20 protein-coding genes are annotated in these 18565 nt (G+C 44.8%); 6 read left to right on the forward strand and 14 right to left on the reverse strand.

From position 1 onward, the window contains the following. Positions 1–5 precede the first annotated feature (5 nt). From FLM53_RS03265 to FLM53_RS03275, 3 genes are all read left to right on the forward strand, one after another. Positions 6–965 carry a ChaN family lipoprotein gene (locus FLM53_RS03265; RefSeq protein WP_176680221.1) on the forward strand — a complete coding sequence of 320 codons (960 nt, stop codon included), beginning with the start codon at positions 6–8 and terminating at the stop codon, positions 963–965. Positions 966–1202: 237 nt separating this feature from the next. After that, on the forward strand, positions 1203–1556 hold the full coding sequence (locus FLM53_RS03270) for a hypothetical protein (RefSeq protein ID WP_017630993.1): 354 nt from the start codon (positions 1203–1205) through the stop codon (positions 1554–1556). 172 nt (positions 1557–1728) lie between these two features. Next, positions 1729–3615, forward strand: coding sequence for a BCCT family transporter (locus FLM53_RS03275; protein ID WP_176680222.1), 1887 nt, complete (start codon positions 1729–1731; stop codon positions 3613–3615). Positions 3616–3719: 104 nt separating this feature from the next. On the opposite strand, the gene FLM53_RS03280 is transcribed toward FLM53_RS03275, so the two are convergent. Beyond that, complete coding sequence (locus FLM53_RS03280; protein WP_017059388.1) at positions 3720–4157, reverse strand: YcgN family cysteine cluster protein; 438 nt, start codon at positions 4155–4157, stop codon at positions 3720–3722. A gap of 159 nt (positions 4158–4316) precedes the next feature. Here FLM53_RS03280 and FLM53_RS03285 point away from each other — a divergent pair, with 159 nt between their 5' ends. Both FLM53_RS03285 and aqpZ read left to right on the forward strand, forming a co-directional pair. After that, positions 4317–4565: a YkgJ family cysteine cluster protein gene (locus FLM53_RS03285; protein WP_065677683.1), complete on the forward strand. Its 249-nt coding sequence runs from the start codon at positions 4317–4319 to the stop codon at positions 4563–4565. Positions 4566–4665: 100 nt separating this feature from the next. Further along, positions 4666–5355, forward strand: coding sequence for an aquaporin Z (aqpZ, locus tag FLM53_RS03290; protein ID WP_048610468.1), 690 nt, complete (start codon positions 4666–4668; stop codon positions 5353–5355). An 80-nt stretch (positions 5356–5435) separates the two neighbouring features. Here the strand turns inward: aqpZ and recR are convergent, their stop codons facing one another. From recR to FLM53_RS03325, 7 genes are all read right to left on the reverse strand, one after another. After that, entirely contained in the window at positions 5436–6035 is a 600-nt protein-coding gene (gene recR / locus FLM53_RS03295; RefSeq protein ID WP_019823189.1) for a recombination mediator RecR, read from the reverse strand. A gap of 77 nt (positions 6036–6112) precedes the next feature. After that, positions 6113–6442: a YbaB/EbfC family nucleoid-associated protein gene (locus tag FLM53_RS03300; RefSeq protein ID WP_017062338.1), complete on the reverse strand. Its 330-nt coding sequence runs from the start codon at positions 6440–6442 to the stop codon at positions 6113–6115. A gap of 152 nt (positions 6443–6594) precedes the next feature. Next, on the reverse strand, positions 6595–8832 hold the full coding sequence (gene dnaX, locus FLM53_RS03305; RefSeq protein WP_176680223.1) for a DNA polymerase III subunit gamma/tau: 2238 nt from the start codon (positions 8830–8832) through the stop codon (positions 6595–6597). 18 nt (positions 8833–8850) lie between these two features. Continuing rightward, the gene (apt, locus tag FLM53_RS03310) at positions 8851–9396 is read right to left on the reverse strand and encodes an adenine phosphoribosyltransferase (protein WP_019823185.1); all 546 of its coding nucleotides are present in this window, start codon (positions 9394–9396) and stop codon (positions 8851–8853) included. A gap of 161 nt (positions 9397–9557) precedes the next feature. Next, positions 9558–9929, reverse strand: a complete 372-nt coding sequence (locus FLM53_RS03315) for a YbaN family protein (RefSeq protein WP_029225617.1) — start codon at positions 9927–9929, stop codon at positions 9558–9560. Between the two features lie 74 nt (positions 9930–10003). Continuing rightward, a complete protein-coding gene (locus tag FLM53_RS03320; protein WP_017067606.1) occupies positions 10004–10141 on the reverse strand; it encodes a hypothetical protein in 138 nt (45 codons plus the stop codon). Between the two features lie 148 nt (positions 10142–10289). Beyond that, on the reverse strand, positions 10290–11393 hold the full coding sequence (locus FLM53_RS03325) for a response regulator (protein WP_176680224.1): 1104 nt from the start codon (positions 11391–11393) through the stop codon (positions 10290–10292). Positions 11394–11621: 228 nt separating this feature from the next. Here FLM53_RS03325 and FLM53_RS03330 point away from each other — a divergent pair, with 228 nt between their 5' ends. Then, a complete protein-coding gene (locus FLM53_RS03330) occupies positions 11622–12497 on the forward strand; it encodes a LysR family transcriptional regulator (protein ID WP_060982248.1) in 876 nt (291 codons plus the stop codon). Positions 12498–12573: 76 nt separating this feature from the next. Here FLM53_RS03330 and purF read toward each other — a convergent pair whose 3' ends face one another. From purF to truA, 6 genes are all read right to left on the reverse strand, one after another. Continuing rightward, complete coding sequence (gene purF / locus FLM53_RS03335; RefSeq protein WP_017629925.1) at positions 12574–14088, reverse strand: amidophosphoribosyltransferase; 1515 nt, start codon at positions 14086–14088, stop codon at positions 12574–12576. A 34-nt stretch (positions 14089–14122) separates the two neighbouring features. After that, on the reverse strand, positions 14123–14614 hold the full coding sequence (locus FLM53_RS03340) for a CvpA family protein (RefSeq protein WP_009848678.1): 492 nt from the start codon (positions 14612–14614) through the stop codon (positions 14123–14125). 61 nt (positions 14615–14675) lie between these two features. Next, positions 14676–15248, reverse strand: a complete 573-nt coding sequence (locus FLM53_RS03345) for an SPOR domain-containing protein (protein ID WP_176680225.1) — start codon at positions 15246–15248, stop codon at positions 14676–14678. Continuing rightward, complete coding sequence (gene folC, locus FLM53_RS03350; protein WP_176680226.1) at positions 15249–16511, reverse strand: bifunctional tetrahydrofolate synthase/dihydrofolate synthase; 1263 nt, start codon at positions 16509–16511, stop codon at positions 15249–15251. Positions 16512–16553: 42 nt separating this feature from the next. Beyond that, complete coding sequence (accD, locus tag FLM53_RS03355) at positions 16554–17480, reverse strand: acetyl-CoA carboxylase, carboxyltransferase subunit beta (protein WP_176680227.1); 927 nt, start codon at positions 17478–17480, stop codon at positions 16554–16556. Positions 17481–17656: 176 nt separating this feature from the next. Beyond that, a complete protein-coding gene (gene truA / locus FLM53_RS03360; RefSeq protein WP_004734161.1) occupies positions 17657–18451 on the reverse strand; it encodes a tRNA pseudouridine(38-40) synthase TruA in 795 nt (264 codons plus the stop codon). Positions 18452–18565 lie beyond the last annotated feature (114 nt).

Raw genomic sequence — 18565 nt, forward strand, 5'->3', positions numbered from 1 at the left:
ATTTCATGCAACGTATTATTCTTATCGGATTAGCTACCCTGCTTACGGCTTGTGCTAATCAACCTTCAAACAGCACTTCTCAACAAGTGGCTAACACGCAAACGGAAACCGTTTCCACATTCTATGATTACCAGTTTGCTTCTCCACAAGGTGAAACGCTTTCTCTCAATGCTTTACCCGAGCAGCTGATTGACGCTGATGTGGTTCTTATTGGCGAATGGCACACTCACTCGGCAATTCATCGTTTCCAAACCGACTTCTTAAAAGCGCGCCGCAACGCAACATCAAACATTGCGCTTTCAATGGAACAATTCACTCGAGAACATCAAGACACGCTAAACCAATACTTAAACGGTGAAATTGGTGAGCAAGTGCTTATCTCCAAGGCAGCTGCTTGGCCAAATTACGAAAGTGATTACCGCGCACTGGTTGAGTTTGCTAAAACGAATGATTTAGATGTTATCGCAGCAAACGCTCCAAAGCCTTTCGTTCAGTGTATTGGCCGTAAGGGATTACCTTACCTAGAGCAGCTTTCTTCAGAACAACGAGATTGGGTTGCGACTGAGGTTAATATTGGCGATAGCCCTTACAAAGAAAAGTTCATGGCTTCCATGCATCACGGTACGCCAGAGCAAACAGAAAAGCAGTTTGCCGCTCAGGTTACGTGGGATGAGACCATGGCTGAATCAATCGTTGATTACTTGGCGTCTAACCCAGATAAACAGGTAATTCATGTAGCGGGTAAGTTCCATACAGAAGGTGGTTTAGGCACAGCGGCTTCGATTCTGCGTCGTAACCCTGATCTAAAAGTGGTAGTTATCAGCCCGGTTGCTGAATTCTCATCGGATGCTACCGATTACCAACTAAAAGTACTTTCTCCACCAGCGCGCTTTGTTCAGAAAGAGAATCGAATGAAAGCATACAAGCACCTATCTAAGCGTGGCGCGAATCTTAAGTGCGATTAAACTCGCGAGTCAGACTTAAGCTTATTTAAGTTTAAGCCTGACGCATTAAAAGTTTGTGCAATAACGCTCCGAGACAAATATAAATATCGGCATAGGAATTGCTTAAATACCAAGCAGTTTTGATTAAGCAGAAGAAAATATAATGTGCGAATAAAAAACATCACTATCGATGATTAATTGCACAAGTTTTTCACACCTCTGCCGATACTATATTTAAGGATAGGTAAGGAGAGCGATATGACGCCAGTAGGAACGAGTAACACTCAGCTGTATTCACCTTCGCAAATGAACACACAAACCAAGAGTACCGAAGCTGAAAAGCCCGCCCCTCTTAAGGTTGAGCAAAATACCGTTAAGCTCTCTGATGAGGGCAAAGCCCTATTATCTGCTCTTAAAGAGATCGATAAAGAAGCGAAGAAAATCGAAGCGGAAAACGAAACCGTGACAGATAAAGTTGAGTCATTTGCTCACGGCGCACTAGGTATGGATCACCCTGATAAGATTGAAGAAGAAGACGATGGTTCTTATTCAGCAGGGCAATACCTGTCCGCAGCGGCAACCGTTGGTGGCATTCTTCTCGCTCTGATTTAACGTTACCCTCACTCTATACTATCCCTTCCACTGCCCTCTTTTGCATTGGCACTTCACGCCTTGCCTATTACTTTTTGCCAAAAGCAATTTGTCGTCACGACAATAGACCCGATTTGTTCTAAAAAACGAGTTCACTTCATAATTCCTCTCTCATTTTAATGGAATAATACTCGTGAAAAACACTTTTGAGCTTATTGATAAGCCAACCTTCTTTGGTGCTATTGCACTCCTACTCACGATAGTTTTCCCGCTCATTTTGTTCCCGGCTCAGGGCGCAGACTGGATTGCGGTTGCGAAAACATTCATGACTGATCAACTAGGATTTCTATATCTTGCGCTAGGTCTCGCGGCTTGTGCATTTATGGTTTACGTTGTGTTCAGTGATATGGGACAGATTAAACTGGGCGAAGCTGATGAAGAGCCTGAATTCAAAACTGCATCATGGGCAGCAATGCTATTTTGTGGTGGTATCGGTGCAAGTATCCTGTACTGGGGCTGTATTGAGTGGGCTTACTACTACCAATCACCTCCTTTCCAGCTAGAGCCGGGCAGTGAAGAAGCAGTTCGTTGGGCGGCTACTTACGGTTTGTTTCACTGGGGACCAATTGCTTGGTCTATCTACCTAATACCTGCAATTCCTATTGCTTACTTTTTCTACGTACGTAAACAGCCTGTTCTAAAGATCTCTAGCGCGTTAATGCCGGTTCTTGGTGAGCACCGCAGTAAAGGCGTACCTGGAAAAATCGTCGATATCCTATTCATTTTCGGTCTACTTGGCGGTGCAGCAACAACATTAGGTTTAGCCGCTCCTCTAATTACTGAAGGTCTGAATCACCTATTCGGTCTACCTAAAAACAACCTAACGCAAGTGATGGTGCTTTTAGTTTGTACTGCAATTTTTGCTTACTCTTCTTATGCTGGATTGGAAAAAGGCATCAAGATTCTAAGTAATATCAACTTCTGGGGTGCGATGGGTCTGTTGGTTTTCGTACTGATTGCGGGTCCAACTATTTTCATGCTTGAAACCGGACTAGATTCAATTGGTCGTCTACTGTCTAACTTCTTCGTGATGGCGACATGGGCGGAACCATTTGGTGGCTACGGTACATTTGAAAACACCCACTTCCCACAAGACTGGACGATTTTCTACTGGGCATGGTGGCTAGTATTTGCACCGAGTATGGGTCTGTTTGTTGCGCGTATTTCTCGCGGCAGAACCATTAAACAAATGGTGTCAGGTTCTATCTTCTTCGGTTCATTAGGTTGTTTCTTATTCTTCATGATTCTAGGTAACTACGGCTTATCACTCCAGCTTTCTGGTGAGCTAGATGTGGTTGCTATCCTGAATGCAGAAGGCGCAACTAAGGCTATCTTCTCGATGCTAGCGCAGTTGCCGATGAGCACTCTAGTAATCGCTGTATTCACTTTGCTTTGTATCATCTTTACAGCAACAACGTTTGACTCTATCTCATACATCCTTGCATCTGTGGTTCAAAACAATGTGACTGAAGAGCCAATGCGTTGGAACCGTATGTTCTGGGCATTCACTCTGTCGTTCTTACCAACGATTCTGATGTTCTTGGGTGGCCTAAGTACGCTACAAACCGCAGCAATTGTGGGTGGTTTACCGTTATTGGCTATCTCTGTGATGCTGATGATCTCTGCAGTTCGTGCAACCAACCTCGACCTGCGCCATCAAGACGCGTACATCGAACCAACGATTAATATCGAAGAACTGCCAGACATGGATCCATGGTCTGCAGAAGGTATGGCGTTGGCTCAATTTGAGAAAGAAAGAGATGCAGCACAAGAAGCTGCAGAACTTGAGCGTGTTGCTTACACAGAACTTGCCGCAGTGAAGAAAGAAATTCGCGCTTATGTGTTAGAGCAAGGTTCACAAATGGAAACTCACGAGTTACCAGAGAACCTACAACAAGCACTTGAGCAGGCCGAGAGTAATCTTAGTGCCGCACAAGCGAAAAAGATCGAGTTATCTGAGCAAGCTCAGAATGCTCGTATCACGTTCAATCAGGTGGTTGCAGACTTACCGCTTGCTTGACATTAGCCATGACGCAGTCCATTGATTTGGACCCTCCTAAATACGACAAAGGCTCACAGAAATGTGAGCCTTTTTTTATTCGGTCATTTGTTACTAATCAGCAACTAACGGTTCGGATGGTTTAAGATGTGGTCTTCCCAATCGACAACATCAATTTCGTAAACCACTTTATTACGCACACTTTCACCTGCTGCATGCATCTCTGTTTTTGATCCAGTGATCAATGGGTGCCATTCTGGAATCGGCTTAGATTCTGATAGAAGACGGTAAGCACAAGTGTCTGGTAACCAGTGAAACTCATCGATCTTGTCACGAGTTAGCTTCAAACACTCTTCACCTGAAGTGAAGCGGTTTGGGTAATCTTTACATGAACATGTTTTGTCGTTTAACCAGCTACACGCCACATTGGTGTAGTACACTTCATCGCTATCTTCATCCATTAGTTTATGTAGGCAACACTTACCACAGCCGTCACACAGTGATTCCCACTCATTCTCGGTCATCTGTTCTAGTGTTTTTTCTTGCCAAAATGGATTCGTCATAGGATTACTTCTTACTCTTTTACTGGGGTGCGTGTTATACCGCTAGCCCATAAAAAGTTCAAGGATAATAATTGTTCATTCTTTGATCCAATCAATAGCTGTCACTCCCATTATTTTTTGCTACTATCGCGCACCCTGTTATTTAGTGAGTTTAATTTGATGGAATGTCGTTTAGGTTGTGGAGCTTGTTGTATTGCTCCAAGTATTACATCAGCTATTCCTGGAATGCCTAATGGAAAGCCTGCAGGCGTGCGTTGCATTCAATTAAATGAACAAGATCTGTGTAAGTTATTCGGTCAAGCTTCACGCCCGAAAGTATGCCATCAATTCAAAGCCTGCCCTGTTATTTGTGGTAAGACAGACCAAGAAGCTCTTGATAACCTGATCGAATTAGAAGCAATTACCTAAGCGTATTTACCCTTTTCTTCCTCCTATATGCCCAAGATTTCACAAAGTTGCGAAATCTAAACTATCTTGTTGATACTGGTACAGATTAATAAGGATCGTTATGAATAGGTATATCGCAGAAATGTTTGGTACGTTTTGGTTGGTGTTAGGTGGCTGTGGTAGTGCTGTCTTAGCCGCTGCTTTCCCCGATGTCGGTATTGGCTTGCTCGGAGTCTCTCTTGCCTTTGGTTTAACCGTGCTCACCATGGCTTTTGCTATCGGTCATATATCCGGTTGTCACTTAAATCCCGCTGTTACTATCGGCCTTTGGAGTGGCGGACGCTTTGATGCCAAAGATGTCGCACCTTATATTATTGCCCAAGTGATTGGCGGTATTATCGCAGGTGGCGTGTTATTTGTGATTGCTTCAGGCCAAGCTGGCTTTGATGCTGCGGCGTCAGGATTTGCTTCCAATGGTTATGGCGAACACTCACCGGGCGGCTACTCGCTCACAGCAGCTCTCGTCTGTGAAGTGGTCATGACCATGGTGTTCCTATTCGTGATTATGGGCGCGACTGATTCAAAAGCACCTGCTGGGTTTGCTCCTATCGCAATCGGTCTCTGTTTAACCTTAATCCACCTTATCAGTATCCCTGTAACGAATACCTCTGTGAACCCCGCTCGAAGTACTGGCGTGGCTGTGTTTGTCGGTGATTGGGCTGTTTCTCAACTATGGCTATTCTGGGTTGCGCCGATTATCGGTGCCGTGATTGGCGCAATGATATACAAAGCGGTGAGAGGTTCAGATTAAGCTCAAAGAAGTGTTTTAGAATAGAAACCTGGAAACCATAAAAGAAAAAGCCGCTTAGTGAAATTCACCAAGCGGCTTTTTTAGATCTTATGACGACCGAGTAATGAGTGCGAAAGCGTGGTGCCATCCACCAGCTCTAGCTCACCACCAACGGGAACACCATGGGCGATACGGCTTGCGTTCACTTCATGGGCATTACATAGCTCAGCAATGTAGTGCGCTGTCGCTTCCCCTTCAACTGTCGGGTTGGTCGCTAGAATTACTTCAGAGATATCACCACGACGCAGGCGGTAGTCCAGAACATCGAGACCGATATCACTTGGACCAATACCATCAAGTGGTGAAAGGTGACCCATAAGCACAAAGTAACGACCAGAATATTGGCCAGTTGCTTCGATAGCTGCAATGTCTGCAGGGCTCTCTACTACACAGATTTGACCATTTTCCTGACGTTTAGGATTGGTACAAATGTGGCAGGTATCTTCTTCAGTAAAAGTACGGCACTCATTACAGTGACCAATTTCGGTCATTGCTTGACTAAGAGCTTCAGCCAACTGTAGGCCGCCTTTTCTATCGCGCTGTAACAAATGAAAGGCCATACGCTGCGCCGACTTGGGGCCAACCCCAGGTAGACAACGTAAGGCCTCCATCAAATGCTCCAGCATATGACTGGTACGCATATTTAACCGTTCTAATTTTCAAGTAACGGTTTACTCAAGATAAACCGCAGCTTGAATAAACCCTTAGAAATAGTTTCTTAGAAAGGCATCTTCATACCTGGTGGAAGTTGCATTCCGCCAGTTACGCTAGCCATTTTCTCTTTTTGAGTTTCTTCAACGCGACGAGCCGCATCGTTGAAAGCAGCAGCGATAAGATCTTCAAGCATCTCTTTATCGTCTTCCATTAGGCTTTCATCGATATCAACACGGCGAACGCTGTGGCTACCAGTGATCGTTACTTTTACAAGGCCAGCACCTGACTCACCTGTAACTTCCATATTTGCGATTTCTTCTTGAAGCTTTTGCATGCGCTCTTGCATTTGCTGGGCTTGCTTCATCATGTTGCCCATACCGCCTTTACCAAACATGTTAATACTCTCTGGTCTAATTGGTTTATTAAAATTAATTAAGCTATACGTGCTTAAATGGGGGTTAAGCCAGTGTGATTCAACCCCTCGATGTTCAGTTCTCAGATTTGCTTATCTGGGATGATATGCAAGTCACTAAACGAGAAAATGTTCTAGATAGGACGAACACTGTCTCTGTCGAGTTCTGCAGCAAAACGTCTTTCGATAAACTGTACGTTGGCATCGTTTTCCAAGCTGGTAAACGCGTCTTTCAACTTACCTTGGTACAACCTTTCTCGTAATTCTAGTGGCGTTTCTCCACCATCACCGATTTCAACACTCAAATGACACTCTTCTCCGAGCACAGTATTGAGCGACTGTAATAGTTCGCTCTGCGCGCGATCCGTATTCAAGTGAGCTTGGCTCGCTCTTAACGTTAAAGTGATTGATGTGTCGTTTTTAGCAAACACTGAGTTTAATGCTAACTGTTCAACAAGCTTGGCTGTCTCTAGCTTTTGAATCGTGGCGGACCATTCATCTTGAGCAATCGACTCTTGAAGCAATTTATCAACCATTTCTGGTGTCTTAATATGCTCTAACGCACGCTTGATCTGAGTAGGTGTAAGCTCTTTGCTCATCTCTTTCACTACAGGTTTAGACGGTTTCCAGCGATAAGGTTCATTATCATTGGTGACCTTTTCTGCAGAAGAGGCAGATAAAGAAGCTGGCGACACCCGCTCAGAACCACCGTGTTGCTGAGCAACTCGGTCAAGAACTGAAGTTTTAGCTGGTGTCGCTTTAGCCTTTTTTGGCGCTGATCCTTTGTTTTCCGGTGCCGCACTGCCTCTGCGTTGAGAACGCAATTGGTGGCGTAAACCACTGACAGGCGAAGCCGGACGTTCTGATTGTCCTTGCGGAGCAGCAGAAGCAGGTGGCGCTGAAGGTGCAGTGTTTTGCGGCTGAGCCGGAGCTTGATTCTGATAATTCGATTGTTGAGGCTGCTCTGCACCGTAGCTAGGACGTTCGTCATAAGCCGGTGGCGCATCATACTGACTGTGCGGGTAATCCTGCTCAGGATAACCTTGGTTGCCTGAATGGTCAGCGTAACCTTGCGAATCTGAATACTGTGCTGGATTCTGCTGCGGAGCCTGTTGTACGGGTTGCTGCTGCATAGCTTGTTGAGGCGCCTGTTGTTGCATCTGAGGCTGTCTCGGAGCTGCCATTGGCGCAGGTTGGCTCACAGGTTGAGCAACGCTCTGAGCTTGAGCTACTGGTGCTGGCGCAGTGCTTGTCGACTGAGTCGAGATTGCTGTTGCAACCGTTTGTTCAGCAGGTCTAAAGGCCAACATGCGTAAAACCACCATCTCAATACCAACACGAGCAGTTGGTGACAACGGTAAGTCTTCGCGACCTTTCAATACGATCTGATAGTAAAGCTGAATGTCTTGAGGGCTTAGCGCCTTACTCAACAGTTCTAGCTTCTCAGCATCCGGCTGTGCTTTGTCTAATGTTGACGGCAGAGCTTGGAACATCGCCAAACGATGCAGTTGAGTCGCAAGCTGATTCAACAAACCATCCCACTCTACGCCATTCTCAGCAAGACTTTGAATACAAGCCATTGCCACTTGAGGCTGCTTACTGCTGATCGCTTCAAGCAAGTGAATTGCTTGGTCGGTGTCTAGTGTACCGAGCATGTGCGCCACGGTGTCTGTCACGACATTACCGTTGCCTAATGCGATAGCTTGATCCGTTAAACTCAGAGCATCACGCATACTGCCATCAGCAGCATGAGCAATCATCCCTAGCGCACGAGATTCAGACGTCACACTCTCTTGTTCAAGAATGTGGTCAAGCTGTTCGTGAATATTATCAACGCTGATCGGCTTAAGATGAAACTGAAGACAACGCGACAGAATCGTTACAGGAAGCTTTTGTGGATCGGTCGTTGCGAGCAAGAATTTCACATACTCAGGCGGCTCTTCTAACGTTTTTAGAAGCGCGTTGAAACTGTGCCTAGAAAGCATGTGTACTTCATCGATAAGGTAAACCTTGAAGCGACCACGTGCAGGCTTGTACTGAACATTGTCCAGAAGCTCGCGGGTATCTTCTACCTTGGTACGTGATGCCGCATCGATCTCTAGCAGGTCAACAAAGCGACCTTCGTCGATCTCTTTACAGGTTGCACATTCACCACAAGGGGTTGAGGTAATGCCTGTTTCACAGTTGAGTCCCTTAGCAAACAAACGGCCGATCGTCGTTTTACCAACACCTCGTGTACCGCTGAACAGGTATGCATGGTGCAACCTATTCTGGCTAAGAGCATTCTCTAATGCTGTTAAAACATGGGCTTGACCAACCACTTCTTTAAATTTGGTTGGTCGCCATTTTCGCGCTAACGCAAGATAGCTCATGAATAATTCCGAAAAGGATTAGTGACCGTCGAATTCGCAGATGCTAAACACTTCTAGACCTAAGCCTTGTAAGCGCTTGTCACCACCGATTTCTGGAAGGTTAATAACAAATGCAGCGTGTTCTACCACACCACCTAGCTGACGAATCAACTTCGTTGTTGCTTCAATCGTACCGCCCGTTGCCAGCAAATCATCAACCATCAACACTTTATCGCCTTCAACGATAGCGTCAGTATGGATTTCCAGCGTATCTGTGCCGTACTCAAGCTCATAAGATTGTGCCACAGTTTCACGAGGCAGTTTGCCCGGTTTACGAACAGGAATGAAGCCAACACCTAGCTCTAGTGCCAAAGGCGCACCAAATAAGAAACCACGAGCTTCAGTACCAACGATCTTAGTAAAGCCCATGTCCTTATATGTTTCCGCTAGCAGGTCGATTGTCGCTTTGTAAGCCGCTGGGTCTTCCATCAAGCTTGTTACGTCACGGAACAAAATACCCGCTTTAGGGTAATCAGGAATGCTTTTGATGCTTGCTTTGATCAGAGAGATTTTTTCTGTGTTCATAATCTTATGCACTTCATTAGGCCGCTTTCCAAACTCTCGTTAACGAATCAAACATCAACGCTTGGAATTAAGGAAAGGTACGATTGGTATTCATTGCAACGAGAGTCATAACTCTGATTGCTGAAATAATAAACGCCCGCTATACAAGCAGGCACACTGGCTTAATGGTAGTGATTTTCTTTGCTGTCAGCAACCAACTCATGGGTTGGAAGTCGCATAAACCATGTGAGAAGAATAACAAGTACACAAATTAGGAAAGCCTTGACCCAAATGATCGGGGCAAAGTAGATGGATAACGCAAAACTCAACAAGATAAAGAATACGCCGCGCGTTTTAACTTGTTTGGTTACGGCACCGTGTTGGTACCAATTGTTCAGTAAAGGACCCAGCGTTTTGTGCTCGTGCATCCACTTATGAACTTTCGGATTACTTCGCATGAAGCATGCGCTAGCAAGAAGGAGAAAAGGTGTGGTTGGCAGAACAGGTAAAACTATCCCCAGAACTGCGAGAAATATGCAAAGGCCACCAGCTATATTCAGGCTTAAAACTCGAACGCTAATTGTGGCCTCCTTGAGTCAGCTATCACCAATCGGCGATGAGAGCTTAACTAGAATGTTGCGTAACCATTGAATACTCGGATCAACGTAAGTGTTGCTGGTAGCAATGGAATCATTAAAAATGCGGCTAAAAATCCTAAAAAGTAGAATACATTAAACGGGTCTTGAAAGTCTTTGTTATCTGCCATGATTGCTTCTTGTTTTTGTTAGTAAAGGTAAGTATCTGGCGAACCAAACCCGCTTTGCTAAATCAACATTTAACAAAAAAGGCATAGCCACACCATTTGCGCAACTATACCTTAATCAATTATTCACAAAAACCGAGGAAATATAGGGTTAATCGGTCGACCCTTGGTGTATGTCTAAACTAAAACTCGCCGCTCCAAGCAGACTTAATGAAAGTTGGCAGCCTTGCTCAATCGGCAAGTCTCTCGTAATGAAATTCTTCTTACAGTTTTCGCCTAAGCGTTCACCTGCGGCAATGTGTTGATTCATCTCACCATTCGACCAACGTCCATCTAAACCAGCAGGCAAAATAGAGATGGTACCCTCAGCAAGATTGGCGACACCAAACAGAGCATTAACGGGCGTGGCGCATTTCGAACACTCAATCCCCTTCTCTAGAATCTCCGCAATATCTTTCAGATCAACATTAAAATCTTTTCGATTTCTTATGTAATCGTGGAATAAGGCTCTCACCAGCAGTGTTGACGCTGAACTGCCGTTATCGGAAGAAGACGAATCGACGAGGTAAAAGGCAAACTGCCCATTCATCATCCAAGCGTAATCAAACACGAGTGGCATCATCTCTGTTGATTGCAGCAGTCGGTAACTACAACGCCATGAGCCTTGTCTTGTGTCTTTTTCGGGAAGCAAGGCATGCAGTAAGTCTTTTGCCGCGCTCGGGTTATCTTGTAGGTAATTAAGGTGCCAATGCAGCTCTTGGTCTTCGGGGATCTCGCCTCCGTCATCCACACAGAACCATTGGCTTGAAAAATCTCGTTGGTCTGAAATATTGTCGAAAGAATCTTTTAGCGTATTCGCTATCGCACTTCCTAAATGACCGTGATCCTCTAGAGGTTTTGCCAAAAAGTCTTTAATACCAAATCGCAATGCTTTCGCCACATCAGACATGTCGTCGGTGGCAGAAACGACGATCATAGGCAGTGACGGATATTCTAAACTGAGCTCTTCTACAAGCTCGATGCCGTCCAGGATCGGCATTGATAAGTCACACACAATTAAATCTGGTGCTGAGTCTCTAAGTTTCTGCAGAGCATCCAGCCCATTTTCAGCCTCAACCACTTTATAACCAACCTTGTCTAAATACGCGCTGGTTACACGGCGAAAAATAGGATCATCATCAACCAACATTACGCATTTTTGGTTAATTACTTCCTGAGCCGAGGTCATTACTGGCTGACTGTGAGTTTTGTACATAATCTATAACCTCACAAAACTAAGTCGAATTATTATTGTTATCTGTTCTAAGAACTAATATAAAACTTAGTAATAAAATGCTAAATACACAAATTTGCACTCTTTACTGGTAATTCGTGACGAGGGTTGGAATACTTGTAAATAATGCAACGAGTTGACGTAACGCAAACATTGATCTCACTGTTACGTATAAATTAGATGAGATTGTAAACAAATGTGTCTGGATTTATGAAATTAGATGACTTAAACCTCTTTCGACTCGTCGTTGAAAATGGGAGCTACACCGCAACATCGCGCAAGACTATGATTCCGGTTGCGACCATTACACGACGCATCCAAGCCTTAGAAGACTCACTGAACCTGAGGCTTCTCAATAGACACGCGCGTAAACTCTCTTTAACAGAGGCTGGTGAACGTTTTTTCAATGAATGCTCTCCGCTATTGCAACGTCTGTCTTCTACTGCAGAAGAGCTCACGGACGTGTGTAAAGGAGCTTCCGGTAAGATTCGTATTACGGCACCCTCCAACCTGACCAAACGCATGATGATGCCAATGTTCAGCGACTTCATGACTCAATACCCAGATATAAATATTGAGTTGATGATGAACAACCAAGCCGATCAGCTTGATCCAACCGAGTGGGACGTGATTTTCCGTGTCGGACCACAACGTGACTCAAGCCTAATCGCAAGAAAGATCAGTGAAGTAAAAGATATTCTTATTGCTAGCCCTGAGTACTTAGCGAAGAACCCAGCACCAAGTCATGCAGAAGAGCTGGCTAACCACTCTCTTCTAAAAGGCTACCCACTGATTAAGTGGCAGCTGAGCAATTCGAATGAAGAGACAGTGGTAAACAGCGAGAAAGGCCGTTTCAATGCGAACGCGCTTAATGTGGTGAGACAAGCATGTTCTGAAGGCCTAGGTATCACCCTGATGCCTGACGTGATGATTCGTGAATACATTGAAGATGGCAGCTTAGTGCAAGTTTTAGAAGACTGGAGCGCTAACCCTCGTGATATTTACATGCTTTATAACCACAAAGACCACCTGCCAGAGAAAGTTAGATTGTTTATTGATTTTGTGATCGCGTACCACATTCATTAGATTAATCCCCTGTCTCAAAAACAAAAAAAACCAGAGCCGATGCTCTGGTTTTTTATACTTTCAATACTAACGGAAACTAAGCGCCTTCGTTGTGTAGCTCTAGGTTCGCTAGATCTTGTTGGATTTCGCGTTGAACCTTTGAATCGTCGTTACGCAAAGAGTCTAGGAAATCTAGGTACGCTTGGTCGATATCGCCCGTTACATATTCACCGTTAAATACCGAAGTATCAAAACGAGAGATGTCTTGGTTGCCCATACCTACTGCAGAGATTAAGTCTGGTAGCGTTTGGAAGATCAAAGCGTCTGCGCCAATCTGCTTACAAATCGTTTCGTTGTCACGACCATGAGCAATCAGCTCAGTTGCGCTCGGCATATCGATGCCGTAAACGTTAGGGAAGCGAACCTCTGGAGCCGCTGAAACCATGAAGACTTTGTTAGCACCTGAATCACGAGCCATCTCAATGATTTGCTCTGATGTTGTACCGCGCACAATAGAGTCATCAACCAATAGAACGTTCTTATCTTTAAACTCAGAACGGATTGCATTCAGCTTACGACGAACCGATTTCTTACGCTGTTGTTGACCAGGCATGATGAACGTACGGCCAACATAACGGTTTTTCACGAAACCTTGACGGTATGGCTTATTGATCGCTTGAGCGATGCGTAGCGCAATATCGTTCGATGTTTCAGGAATGGGGATAACCACGTCAATATCTAAGTCTGCATACTCTTCTTTAATACGCTTACCTAGCATCTCACCCATCTCAACGCGTGCGCTGTAAACCGAGATTTTGTCGATGAATGAATCTGGGCGTGCAAAGTATACAAACTCAAAGATACATGGGTTTAGTTGTGGGTTGTCTGCACATTGCTTAGTGAAAAGTTCACCGTCGAACGTTGCGTAGATAGCTTCACCCGGTGCTACGTCGCGCATGAAATCAAAACCAACAGCATCAAGTGCTACCGATTCAGATGCAACCATGTACTCTGTTTTACCATTAACTTCACGCTTACCAAGACACAGTGGACGAATACCATGCGGGTCACGGAATGCGATCATACCGTGGCCGATGATCATTGCCGTTACTGCGTAAGCACCACGAATAGTGCGGTGTACATTAGATACAGCACGGAAAACATCATCAGAAGTCACGTTACCTTTAACGGTATCGATCTCATGAGCCAATACGTTCAGTAGAACTTCAGAATCAGAGGTTGTGTTTACATGACGACGGTCTTTCTCGAACAACTTCTCACGAACTTCGTTTGCGTTCGTTAGGTTGCCGTTGTGAGCCAATGTGATGCCAAAAGGCGAGTTTACGTAGAAAGGCTGAGCTTCCGACGCACTTGAGCTACCTGCTGTCGGATAACGTACATGGCCAATACCAACGTTACCTTGGAGGCGTTGCATGTGTTTTGCTTCAAAAACATCTTTTACTAAACCGTTCGCCTTACGCAGACGGAAACGATTGCTTTCTATGGTACAAATACCAGCGGCATCTTGGCCACGATGCTGCAATACCGTTAAAGCGTCATAAATAGACTGGTTTACAGGTGTTGAACCCACGATTCCAACAATACCACACATGTCCTAATCCTCGATTTTTCGACATTAACTGGCGCTAGAGCGCGCCAGATAAGAAACTAGATGTTGCTTGTAAATGCTCGAAGAACGGCGCAATGATTCGACTAAATTCCGGAACCAACTGCGAATTCTTCCACCACTCAGAACTTGGGAATGCAGTAAACGCATCCATGAAAAACAACACTGCAGAAACAATCAAAACACCACGTAAGCCGCCAAAGACGACACCGAGGATTCTGTCTGTACCTGACAGGCCTGTTTTCTGAACTAGCTGACCGATGACATAGTTAACTAAGGCACCAACAACTAACGTTGCAACAAACAATGCTGCTATCGCAGTTCCGTTTCGAAACATCTCATCTTCGATATTGGTGAAGTACATCGCTAATTTAGCGTAGTACTGGCTAGCAATGAAAAATGCTCCAAACCAAATTACGAGTGACAAGGCTTCTTTAGCGAAACCACGAACTAAACTGATCACGGCAGAGAAGCCGATCACGCCTAAAATGACAAAATCTAACCAATTCATGAATTCTTCATCTTAAGTTGGCGCGCATTTTAACAGAAAAAATGCTGACGCAAACGTTTTCTTATGGATTTAACGGTTTAAATTTGAGCAATTGGCCTTTTGAACCCGTAATTTTTTCTAATTCCTTAATTTGTCGCTCAAGTTTGGATTTAGACACATCCGGGCCAATAATTACTCGCGTAAAAGTTTTTTCTTGCTTGGTGTGAGCTTGATAACCACGCTTCTGTAAATCCTTAACAACGTTTTTTGCGTTGTCAGCATTCTTTAAAGCCATCAATTGAATGATCCAAGCGCTGTCTTGGTATTCATTTTTTTCTGGTACCGGCTTAACCACCACTGCCACTTTGTCAGCTTCTTTTTCAGAAGCCGATGCCGTTTGCGTGTCTGAATGATCATCAACACCGCTTTCAACCACTCGCTCAACCGGAGAGTCCGGTAATGCTATCTGATCTTCAACGGGATCGAGCACTTCAAACACTTCAACATTACTATCAAGCTCTGGCTTAATCGGAATGCTTGCAAACTCTTCTTTATAGTGGAGCTTCTTACCATCGAGCACATCTGGCAATACAATCACGCCAATGGCCACTAAAATGATGGTGCCGACTAATCGGCTTTGGAATTTACTTGCCATTTAGTTTCCTTTTTTCTGCCAATGCTCCAAGACTTCGCCTACGGTATGGAAAGAACCGACCACCAACACAACATCATCGCCTTGAACAGAAGCTAAAGCCGCTTCAAACGCTGAGACAGGGTTTGAATACTGCTCTACACCCTGAGGTAGGCTTTTACACAATTCAGCCGCTGTTGCTGCGCGTGGGCCTTGCAATGAAGCTGGGTACCAATGTGTTGTGATAGGGGCTAATACTTCCAATGTCGCTGGAATATCTTTGTCATGAAGCATAGCGACTACAACGTGTAAATTTTTGCCTGCGTATTGCTTCGTTACTTGCTGTGCAAAGTATTCGGCTGAATGTGGGTTGTGTGCCACATCAAGAACAATCACAGGTTGATCGCTAATTTGCTGCATACGCCCTGGAAGCTGTGCGTTCTTCATGCCATTAACGACATTCACATCACTGATGCTAAGTTCTGAAGTGCCCAATGCCATCAACGCGGTTGCTGCGTTTGGTAGCGGTAGGCTTGGAATAGGTAGAGATTCTAATTGGAATGCACCGCTGCGCCAGTTCCAAGTGTCGCCATCCACATCATAGGTGTATTGAATGCCTACTTGGTAGAACTCAGCCTTAATATCATCAGCGTGCGCTGCAACCGTAGCCGGTGGCTTAGGTTGACCACAGATAGCTGGCTTACCACTACGATAAATACCTGCTTTCTCAAAGCCAATCACATTAATATCATCACCAAGCCAATCAACGTGGTCGACAGCCAAGCTCGTAATCACGGACACGTCATGATCAACGATATTTGTTGCATCTAAACGACCGCCTAGCCCTACTTCCAATAGCACGACATCGACCGCTTCCGTTTGAAATGCGCGTAACGCGGCTAAAGTGCCGTATTCGAAAAAGCTAAGACTGATTTCGCCACGTTCTTTCTCAATGAAATCGAAAGACTGAACCATCTTCTCATCTGAGAGATCTTGGCCATTGATACGAACACGTTCGTTATAGCGAATTAAGTGAGGAGAGCTGTAGACACCAACAGAATAACCAGCGTCCAATAGAATCGCTTCCATCAGGGCACACGTTGAGCCTTTGCCATTGGTTCCGGCAACAGTAATGACGTGTTGAGCAGGTTTGGTGAGGTTTGCCCTAGAGGCGACGGCCTGAACTCGGTCTAATCCAAGATCAATAGCACTGGTGTGGATGTTTGATAAATAATCAAGCCACATCTCCAAAGAGGATGTGGCTTGAGGAATAGGTTGTTGACTCATCTAACTCATAACCATAATAAAGTTGGTTTGTTAGAAGGTACTTTACCCTTTTTCTGGCGCTTCTGGTACTTCATAAGTAGCTTCATTCGGTGAATCGTTCACAGAAACTACTAATGGTGAAGGCTGGTTGGTCATTTTAGCAACAAGGCTTGCAACACGTTGACGCATCTCACGACGGTCAACGATCATGTCGATAGCACCGTGCTCTAATAGGAACTCACTGCGTTGGAAACCTTCAGGAAGGTCTTCACGTACAGTTTGCTCGATTACACGACGTCCAGCGAAACCGATCAGTGCTTTTGGCTCACCAATGTTGATATCACCAAGCATTGCTAAACTTGCAGAAACACCACCCATTGTTGGATCAGTCATTACTGATACAAACGGTAGACCTTTCGCAGATAAACGCTCTAGAGCAGCACTGGTTTTCGCCATTTGCATTAGAGACATAAGCGCCTCTTGCATACGCGCACCACCACTTGCAGAGAAGCAAACTAAACCACAGTTGTTTTCAATTGCAGCATCAACCGCTTTCACAAAACGAGCACCTACAACAGAACCCATCGAGCCGCCCATGAATGAGAATTCAAAAGCACACGCTACGATAGGTAAACCAAGCAGTTCGCCTTTCATTGCTACTAGTGCGTCTGTCTCACCACTGTTTTTCTGTGCAGCAGAGATACGTTCTTTGTAACGCTTAGAATCTTTAAATTTCAGCTTATCTTGTGGCTCAAGATCAGTACCTAGTTCAACACGTTCACCTTTGTCTAGGAATGTATCCAGACGACGACGTGCTTTCATGCGCATGTGATGATCACATTTTGGACATACTTCTAGGTTACGCTCTAGCTCAGCATGGTAAAGAACCTGCTCACAAGAAGTACATTTAGTCCAAACACCCTCAGGGATAGACGCTTTACGAGATGTTACGATGTTGCTTTTTTCTAGAATCTTTTCAAGCCAACTCATGGAAGACCTTTTTGTTTCGATTCTTCCGCTTGATTGCGAAAGAAATAAATTTGGGAATTATGCGTGGGAATTAAAGCACATAAAACAGCGACTGTAGATAAAAAACTGGTTGTACCTATTTTCTGGGACTATCTTACGCACTAAACCGTAATAATTTTTGAACCTAAGTCTCACATTTAGTTCAAATTATCCGGTAAAAATAGAGGGCCAATTGGCTCTCGTGGTAGTTCAAAATGTTCAGGATAATCAACGTCCACCAGATACAAGCCTTCCGCTTTTGCAGTCGCACCTGCCACTTTTCGGTCTTTGGCCTCTAAAAGCCACTGGATCCACTCTGGTTTCTGCTCACCTTTGCCTACCGCAATAAGGCTACCAGTAATATTCCTCACCATATGGTGAACAAACGCATTCGCTTTAATGTCGATCACTATGTAGTGTCCATGACGAGTCACATTCAAGTGAATCATGTTTCTCCATGGGCTACGAGATTGACAGTGTGTCGCTCTGAATGAAGTGAAGTCGTTCTCGCCTAACAAGTACTGACCCGCTTCATGCATTTTTTTCTCATCCAGATGACCATGATAATGGCTCACGCCTGAATTCAGAATGCCTGGGCGTAGTGCATGGTTAAAGATGATGTAGCGGTAACGGCGTGCAGTCGCTGAAAAACGAGCATGGAAATCCTCATTCACTTCTGTCGCCCAACGAACCGCAATATCTTTTGGCATGTTGGCATTCGCGCCCATTGTCCATGCCACCATTTTACGATCGACATTAGTTTCAAAGTGAACGACTTGTCCCGTACCGTGAACACCGGCATCTGTACGACCTGCGCACATAACTTCTACAGGGTGATTCGCGACAACTGAAAGAGCCTTTTCCAATTCTTCTTGGACACTTTTCACGTCTCGTTGGCGCTGCCAACCAAAGTAGTGGGTACCGTTATATTCAATACCTAAAGCAATTTTCATGTTCTTGTTCTCTTTGAAAATGGGCGAGAAGTATATACGGAAATGAGTGCTAGCCCAAATAGGATGGGGCTAAAACTTCAATAAACACTCACCATCGCCCTAGGCTAGCTTTGA

It is taken from the genome of Vibrio sp. Scap24 (assembly GCF_013394185.1).
Taxonomy (GTDB): Bacteria; Pseudomonadota; Gammaproteobacteria; order Enterobacterales; family Vibrionaceae; genus Vibrio; species Vibrio pomeroyi.

Excerpts from the sequence above, each read along its gene's own strand:
- FLM53_RS03270 (WP_017630993.1), top strand. The coding sequence starts at position 1,203 with ATGACGCCAGTAGGAACGAGTAACACTCAGCTGTATTCACCTTCGCAA.
- accD (WP_176680227.1), bottom strand. The coding sequence starts at position 17,480 with ATGAGTTGGCTTGAAAAGATTCTAGAAAAAAGCAACATCGTAACATCT.
- FLM53_RS03325 (WP_176680224.1), bottom strand. The coding sequence starts at position 11,393 with ATGTACAAAACTCACAGTCAGCCAGTAATGACCTCGGCTCAGGAAGTA.
- FLM53_RS03345 (WP_176680225.1), bottom strand. The coding sequence starts at position 15,248 with ATGGCAAGTAAATTCCAAAGCCGATTAGTCGGCACCATCATTTTAGTG.
- FLM53_RS03300 (WP_017062338.1), bottom strand. The coding sequence starts at position 6,442 with ATGTTTGGTAAAGGCGGTATGGGCAACATGATGAAGCAAGCCCAGCAA.
- dnaX (WP_176680223.1), bottom strand. The coding sequence starts at position 8,832 with ATGAGCTATCTTGCGTTAGCGCGAAAATGGCGACCAACCAAATTTAAA.
- truA (WP_004734161.1), bottom strand. The coding sequence starts at position 18,451 with ATGAAAATTGCTTTAGGTATTGAATATAACGGTACCCACTACTTTGGT.
- FLM53_RS03340 (WP_009848678.1), bottom strand. The coding sequence starts at position 14,614 with ATGAATTGGTTAGATTTTGTCATTTTAGGCGTGATCGGCTTCTCTGCC.
- recR (WP_019823189.1), bottom strand. The coding sequence starts at position 6,035 with ATGCGTACCAGTCATATGCTGGAGCATTTGATGGAGGCCTTACGTTGT.
- FLM53_RS03285 (WP_065677683.1), top strand. The coding sequence starts at position 4,317 with ATGGAATGTCGTTTAGGTTGTGGAGCTTGTTGTATTGCTCCAAGTATT.
- FLM53_RS03265 (WP_176680221.1), top strand. The coding sequence starts at position 6 with ATGCAACGTATTATTCTTATCGGATTAGCTACCCTGCTTACGGCTTGT.
- FLM53_RS03320 (WP_017067606.1), bottom strand. The coding sequence starts at position 10,141 with ATGGCAGATAACAAAGACTTTCAAGACCCGTTTAATGTATTCTACTTT.
- purF (WP_017629925.1), bottom strand. The coding sequence starts at position 14,088 with ATGTGTGGTATTGTTGGAATCGTGGGTTCAACACCTGTAAACCAGTCT.
- FLM53_RS03330 (WP_060982248.1), top strand. The coding sequence starts at position 11,622 with ATGAAATTAGATGACTTAAACCTCTTTCGACTCGTCGTTGAAAATGGG.
- folC (WP_176680226.1), bottom strand. The coding sequence starts at position 16,511 with ATGAGTCAACAACCTATTCCTCAAGCCACATCCTCTTTGGAGATGTGG.
- FLM53_RS03280 (WP_017059388.1), bottom strand. The coding sequence starts at position 4,157 with ATGACGAATCCATTTTGGCAAGAAAAAACACTAGAACAGATGACCGAG.
- apt (WP_019823185.1), bottom strand. The coding sequence starts at position 9,396 with ATGAACACAGAAAAAATCTCTCTGATCAAAGCAAGCATCAAAAGCATT.
- aqpZ (WP_048610468.1), top strand. The coding sequence starts at position 4,666 with ATGAATAGGTATATCGCAGAAATGTTTGGTACGTTTTGGTTGGTGTTA.